The 6,841-nt window shown below is 70.0% G+C and carries 6 protein-coding genes; 3 read left to right on the forward strand and 3 right to left on the reverse strand.

Annotated elements, in window-relative coordinates:
• The first annotated feature begins 390 nt into the window (after positions 1-390).
• Entirely contained in the window at positions 391-2,241 is a 1,851-nt protein-coding gene (gene recQ / locus B3I25_RS00890; protein WP_286737517.1) for a DNA helicase RecQ, read from the forward strand.
• Between the two features lie 28 nt (positions 2,242-2,269).
• On the opposite strand, the gene B3I25_RS00895 is transcribed toward recQ, so the two are convergent.
• Positions 2,270-3,118 (reverse strand): alpha/beta fold hydrolase, encoded by an 849-nt coding sequence (locus tag B3I25_RS00895; protein WP_206399037.1) that lies wholly within the window; start codon positions 3,116-3,118, stop codon positions 2,270-2,272.
• A gap of 76 nt (positions 3,119-3,194) precedes the next feature.
• Positions 3,195-3,488, reverse strand: a complete 294-nt coding sequence (locus B3I25_RS00900) for a hypothetical protein (protein WP_286737518.1) — start codon at positions 3,486-3,488, stop codon at positions 3,195-3,197.
• A 420-nt stretch (positions 3,489-3,908) separates the two neighbouring features.
• Here B3I25_RS00900 and B3I25_RS00905 point away from each other — a divergent pair, with 420 nt between their 5' ends.
• Positions 3,909-4,661 (forward strand): helix-turn-helix domain-containing protein, encoded by a 753-nt coding sequence (locus B3I25_RS00905; protein ID WP_286737519.1) that lies wholly within the window; start codon positions 3,909-3,911, stop codon positions 4,659-4,661.
• A 24-nt stretch (positions 4,662-4,685) separates the two neighbouring features.
• Here the strand turns inward: B3I25_RS00905 and B3I25_RS00910 are convergent, their stop codons facing one another.
• Positions 4,686-5,159, reverse strand: coding sequence for a MarR family winged helix-turn-helix transcriptional regulator (locus B3I25_RS00910; RefSeq protein WP_098055728.1), 474 nt, complete (start codon positions 5,157-5,159; stop codon positions 4,686-4,688).
• Between the two features lie 175 nt (positions 5,160-5,334).
• Between B3I25_RS00910 and B3I25_RS00915 the strand changes: the two genes are divergently transcribed.
• On the forward strand, positions 5,335-6,627 hold the full coding sequence (locus B3I25_RS00915) for an MFS transporter (protein WP_286737520.1): 1,293 nt from the start codon (positions 5,335-5,337) through the stop codon (positions 6,625-6,627).
• The last annotated feature ends 214 nt before the right edge of the window (positions 6,628-6,841 follow it).

Consider the following 6,841-nt stretch of genomic DNA (forward strand, 5'->3'; position numbering starts at 1 on the left):
GTGGTGCGGGAGGGCGACGGCGTTCGGCGCGCTCGTGGAGCGCGGTCGCCGCGGGGAGGTGGAAAAGGGTGGGTGAAAGCGCGCGACGGGCTGGTCTTCACCCGCCGCGTCCGGTCAGCGCTGTCTAGTGCCGGCGGTGAAGAAGCCGGCAACCCCCTGACGCACGAAAGCCTCGTTCCTCCACGGCTGTGGATCTCGAAAACGTACGGGGAGAGTCTAGATCCACTGAAAGGTTCCCCACCACCGCTGGCCGGCATCCCGCGAGCCACCATCACCCATTGCGGTTCCATGGGCCGGGCCTGCCCCCGACGATCATTCACCGCTGAGACGTCCTGCACACCTGGACTCCCCGCGCCCTGAGCTCCAGTGCTGAGCACCTACCCTGGAGGCATGACTTCCTCCGCCACTGCCACCAAATCCCTGGGCGTCCTACAGGAGGTTTTCGGGTACGACGCCTTCCGTGGGGAGCAGGCGGAGATCATCGAGCAGGTGGTGGGTGGCGGGGACGCCGTGGTGCTGATGCCCACCGGCGGCGGCAAGTCCCTGTGCTACCAGATCCCCGCACTGCTGCGGGACGGTACGGGCGTGGTGGTCTCCCCGCTGATCGCGCTCATGGCGGACCAGGTGGCCGCGCTCGAGGCCGTGGGCATCCGCGCCGCGTACCTCAACTCCACCCTGGAGCCCTACGAGGCGCAGGAGGTGGAGCGGCAGCTTCTCACCGGGGACATTGACCTGCTCTACATGGCCCCCGAACGGCTCATCCTGCCGCGCACCGTTGAGCTGCTGAAGCGCGCACCGATCGCCCTGTTCGCGATCGACGAGGCGCACTGCGTCTCCCAGTGGGGGCATGACTTCCGCCCCGACTACATGGGGTTGTCCGTGCTTGCGGACGCCTTCCCGGATGTTCCCCGCATCGCACTCACCGCGACCGCCACGCGGGCCACCCACCAGGAGATCACCGAGCGGCTGCGCATGGAGAACGCGCGGCACTTCGTCTCCAACTTCGACCGCCCCAACATCCAGTACCGGATCGAGTCCAAGGACCGCGCGAAGGACCAGCTGCTGCGGCTCATCCAGTCGGAGCACCCGGGGGAGGCGGGCATCGTCTACTGCATGTCCCGCAAGAGCGTGGAGTCCACTGCTGCGTGGCTCGGCGCCCGCGGGGTCGACGCCATGCCCTACCACGCGGGTCTCGACGCCGCAGTGCGCCAGGACACGCAGATGCGGTTCCTGCGGGAGGAGGGAATCGTCGTCGTCGCCACGATCGCGTTCGGCATGGGCATCGACAAGCCGGACGTCCGCTTCGTCGCCCACCTGGACCTGCCCAAGAGCATCGAGGGGTACTACCAGGAGACAGGCCGCGCCGGCCGCGATGGTATGCCCGCAACGGCATGGATGGCGTACGGCCTGGGCGACGTGGTCAACCAGCGGCGCATGATCGACCAGGGAGACGGATCTGACCTGCACAAACGCAATGCGCGCTCGCACCTGGACGCCATGCTCGCCCTGTGCGAGACCACGGACTGCCGTCGTGTGCAGCTGCTGCGGTACTTCGGCCAGGACTCCGAGCCGTGCGGCAACTGCGACACGTGCCTGAACCCGCCCAAGGTCTGGGACGCCACCGTGCCCGCCCAGAAGCTGCTGTCCACGCTCATCAGGCTGCAACGCGAACGCGGTGAGCAGTTCGGTTCCGGCAAGGTCTTCGACATCCTGCTGGGCCGCAGCAACGAGCGCACGGAGGCGTCGCGCCACCAGGAGCTGAGCGTGTGGGGGGTCGGGCAGGACCTCTCCGAGCGGGAGTGGCGCTCGGTACTGCGGCAGCTGCTTGCCCGCCGGGTCGTGGAGGCCGTCGGTGATTTCGGCGTGCTCGTTCCCGGCCCGGAGGCCGGACCCGTGCTGCGCGGTGAGGGCACCCTGGAGCTGGCGGTGGACAGGGCGCCGACGGCGCGCGCGAACGGACGCGCCCGCAGCGGCGGGGGCAGCGGGCGCTCACGGGCCGCAGACACCCTGGACGAGGCCGCGAAGGAGACCTTCGAGGCGCTGCGGGAGTGGCGGACATCGGTGGCCAAGGAAAAGCAGATCCCGCCCTACATGGTGTTCTCGGACGCCACGCTCGTCGGCATCGTGGAGGCCGCACCGGCATCCACGGCGCAGCTCAGCGGGGTCAGCGGAGTGGGCGCCAAGAAGCTCGAGGAGTACGGGGATGCCGTGTTGGAGGTGCTGGGTTCCCCGGGGTCTTGACGGTGAGAACTGCCCCGGCCGTTCGGCGTCAGTCGGACGTGACGGAGGATATGCGGTCCACGATGGCCTCGGCCACCGCGGGGGCCTCGCGCTCGGGCAGCCAGTGCCCGGCATCGAGCTCGATGAACTCGTACGGCGCGTGCACGTACACCTCGGTCTCCTCCGCGGCCGTTCGGCCCAGGGCGGGATCCCGGTTGCCCCACACGAACGTGGTGGGCACCGTGATGATGCCGTTTCCGGCATTCTTACCGGTCACGCCGTCCTTGCGCAGCATGGCGCGGTACCAGTTGATGGGCCCGCGCAGGTCGTCCGCGGTGGCGAAGCGACGCCCGTAGCGTTCCGCGGCCTCCTCGGGGATGCCCGCACGGCGGGTGAGGGTTCCCACGCGACCGGCGAGCAGACGCTCCGGTGCGGCGGGGATCTGGAACATGCCGATGTACCAGGATTTCTTGACCTGGTCCGGGGTCTTGAGCGCGTGCCCGAGCGCGGTGGGGTGCGGGGTGGACAGCACGGTCAGCGAGGTCACCCGCTCCGGTGCGCGCAGGGCGATGTCCCAGGCGAGCACCCCACCCCAGTCGTGGCCCACCAGGTGGAACCGCTCCGCTCCGGCCTCGTCCGCGAGGGCCAGCGCGTCCGCGGAGAGCTCCTCGCGGCGGTACGCGGCCAGCTCGGTGGGTCGGGCGCCCGGGGAGTACCCACGCTGGTCCATGGCGAGAGTGCGCAGCCCCTGCGCGTTCAGCCGTTCGGCGACGTCGTCCCAGCCGCGGGCATCCTGCGGGAAACCGTGCAGCAACAGGACCACGGGGCCGTCCTCTGGGCCCTGGTCGAGAACGTCGAACGTAAGTCCCTGTCGCGTGAAGCTGGTGATCCGAGTCATGCCTCCACCCTATGACGCACGGAGGGGCTCGTCAGCCGTGGCCCCGGACCTGGGGTGGGTCTGCGGCGGAGCGGGTCTAGAAGAACCCGATGACGCGCCCAATGATGGCCAGGACGGTGAACGGTGCCACGACCACGGCCGGTCCGATCAACACGACCTTGCCCACGGCGCCCTCACAGGGGCGCTCGCGGTCGAGGTGCTCTCCGGGCGGGAGCCCGTGGTGCGGGTGCTGCGCGCGGCGGCCGCTCACCGGGAGCTGCCCGTGTACCTGTTGAGCCGCCAAGTGCGGTTCGTGGCCGTCACGCAGGAGGTGCACCGCCGGATCGCTGCGCGTCAGCTCGAGCAGCTGGAGACGGACCGCCGCATCCACGAGGTCTTCACCCAGCTGACCCTGGAGGCTGCCCCGGTCCAGCGGATCGTTGCGGAAGCCGCGCGGCTACTGGGTGCCGAGGTCGTGTGGCGGCGGCGTGCGGCGTCGTCGTCACCGGAGGACAGGGGGGACCGTTCCCGTGGTGGTCGCGAGGGAGACGGTCGGGTGGCTGTCTGCCGAGCCGCGGGGTGCCGGGCCCGCGTTGCGCGCCACCGTGCTGGAGCGGGCGGGGCAGGCGGTGGCGCTCACGATGCTGTCCGAGCGCAGCCGCCGGAATGAGAAGCGCCAGGCGGAGACCGCCCTGCTGCACGAGCTTCGGCGCCCGTGGAACGTGGACGAGGACTCCGCGCGGCGGCGTGCGCACGAACTCGGGATCGGCGTGCTGCGCCACGGGGTGCTGAGCGAGGCGGCCCCGGCCGCGTGGCTGCCAGTGGTCGTGCGCTGGGAGCGCCCGGCGGCGGCGCCGTGCTCGATGCGCTCGCATGGGCGCTGGGCCGGGAGCGCACGACGGCGCTTGCTGGCCGTCTTGGCGCTGCCTCCGTGGCCGTGCTGGTGCCGCTGGCCGCGCGCACCCCTCAGGACGCCGTGGTGGAACGGGTGCTTACGGCGGCGGAGCAGCGCCTGGAGGGAGCGTGGCGGGTGCTCGCAGGGGTCTCCGATCCAGAGTCGGGGATGATCGGCGCGGCCGCCCGCCTGGACGAGGCCGGAATGATCGCGGAGGCCGCGGTATCCCTGCTCGCGCGGGACGGTTGCGCGGAAGGTGGCCCCTCGCAGGACGGGACCGTGGCGGACCGCGCGGCACGGCAGGACGCCGCCCGGTCCGGTTCTGTGCGCTCCGGTTCCGCGCGGCGGCGGTGCTTCCGCGCACAGGACGTGCGGCTGCGCGGGCTGCTCGCGATGTTGCGCGGGGACGAGCGCGCGCAGATGTTCGCGCGCGCGGAACTCGGGAGCGTCCTGGACGTGGAGCGCCACGAGGACCGTGAGCTGTTGACACAGTTCCTGGCGTGCGGCGGGAACAAGAGCCTGCTGGCCCAGCGGATCCACCTCTCCCGCCCGGCGCTCTATGGGCGGCTGGCCCGTCTGGAATGCAGGCTGGGGGTGTCGCTGGACGATCCGGAGTCGCGGACGTCCCTGCACGTGGCGTTGCTGATCGCGGAGGTGGAGGGGTGCTGAGGGCGGCCCGGGCGGCGTCGTGCGCTAGGACTCGGTGGGGTAGTCGCGCGGCCAGCTGTGGCCGAGGGTGGCCTCCACGCTCTCGTTGAAGCGGCGGGTGAGACGGGCCAGCGCGGTGACGTCCTCCTGCGGCCAGTCCGCAATGAAACGCTGGTAGGACTCGCGGCGGACCTCCAGTTCCTCCGCAAGACGGTGCACGCCCTCCTCGGTGGGTTGGTGCTTCTTGGCGACGCCGCCCTCAGGGTCCTTGATGCGCTCAATCAGACCGCTCTTCATGGCGGCTGCGACCTGCCGGTGGACGGTGGAGATGTCCAGGCCGAAGGACTGGGCCAGCTCGGCCACGCTCATGGGGCCGCCGGCCTGCAGACGAGCGAGGAGCACGGTGGAGCTGCGGTCCAGCGCCTCCCGGCGGGACTGGGGTGGTGCTCCCTGGAGGGCGTATCTCGAGAGCAGCATGTTCTCGTAGACGAGTTCGCTCACTGAGTCATCGCTGTGCACGGTTCCATCCTTTCATCCCCGGGTGGACGGCTTCCGAGGGGCTGCCGCCGTGGCAGCTCTCAACGGTAGGCGGGGCGGAAAGACGGGGGAGCGGGGTCGTCGACAAAAATTGCATAATACAAATCCTGGGGTAATATCTTGCACTATACAAACCCAAAAACTCCAGGAGGTGCCCGTGTCGGTCGACGCGAAGGACGACGTTCCCACAGGTCAACTGCCGGTTGTGGTGGAGCAGGCCACGCCCGGTCCCGCGCACTCGGCGGGCCCGGCACGGCTGGTCACGCCCACGTTCGTGGTGGCGTGGGTGGTCAACTTCCTGCAGTACCTGACCTTCTACATGCTGGTCACCACCATGGCGCTGTACGCCGTGAAGAGTTTTGCGGCCTCGGACGCCGTGGGCGGCTTCGCGTCCAGTGCGTTCGTGGTGGGGGCGACCGTCGCGCGGCTGGTCTCCGGATACCTCGTGGACATCCTTGGCCGCCGGAAGATGCTGCTGATCGCGCTCGTGGTCGTGGTGGTCGCGTGCGCGCTGTACCTGCCTGCCGGGTCTCTGCCCGTGCTGATCGGGGTGCGTCTGCTGCACGGTTTCGGGTACGCGTTCGCGAGCACCGCCGTGATGACGATTGCGCAGTCCGTGATCCCCGACTCCCGCCGCGGCGAGGGCACCGGGTACTTCGCGCTGGGCACCACACTGGCCACTGCGGTGGGGCCCGCGCTGGGGCTCTTCCTGGTGGGTTCGCTGAACTACACGTGGCTGTTCTGGACGACCCTCGTCACCGCCGTGCTCGGCCTGGTGCTGGGTGCCTTCTTGCGGGAGCCCCTGGTCAAGCGTGAAGCCCAGGCCAACCAGGAGGTGGACAAGCAGCGCGCCGCCTTCTCGCTCAGCGACATCGCCCACCCGGCAGTGCTGCCCATCGGCTCCTTCATGCTGGTGGTGGGCGTCTGCTACGCGGGCGTGATCACCTACCTCAACGCCTATGCCGAGGACCGCGGAGTCACCACGGGTGCCGCCCTGTTCTTCGTGGCGTACGCCGTGGCCATGCTGATCATGCGCCTAGTGCTGGGCAAGGTGCAGGACCAGCGCGGCGACAACGTGGTGGTCTACCTGGGCCTCGTCTGCTTCGCTGTGGCCCTGGGCATCCTGGCGGTGGCCAACCAGGACTGGCAGGTGGTCGTGGCCGGCGCCATGACTGGTCTGGGCTACGGCACGCTCATGCCGGCCGCGCAGGCCATCGCCGTAAACGCGGTGCCCGCCCACAAGCTGGGCACCGGCATCTCCACCCTGCTGCTGCTCATGGACGTGGGCGTGGGCATCGGCCCCGTGGTCCTGGGCCTGCTGCTCTCCGCCACCGGGTTTGGCACCATGTACACAGTGCTGGCCGTGCTGGTGGTCGTGGCGGCGCTGCTCTACCACGCGGTCCACGGGCGGCACCCGCACGCCAAGCGGGGGCGGCTCGTGGTGGACTGAGGTCCGCTCTTTCGGGGGCCCGTGGTTTTCACTGCGGGCCCCCTTTCGTAGTACGGCTGCGTTCGGGGACGACGACGGTGAGGGGCCGGGTGGGCGCGTCTCGTCGTCTCCGCGCCAGGCGGTGCCCTCTCTTAGAGCCGATCCATGGAATCCTCGCCGTTTCACTTCAAAGAGTGGGGCGCCCCCACCGGAGTTAAGGGGCTCTTCCCGAACG

This window comes from Kocuria sp. UBA1838, assembly GCF_002338785.1.
Lineage (GTDB): Bacteria > Actinomycetota > Actinomycetes > Actinomycetales > Micrococcaceae > Kocuria > Kocuria marina.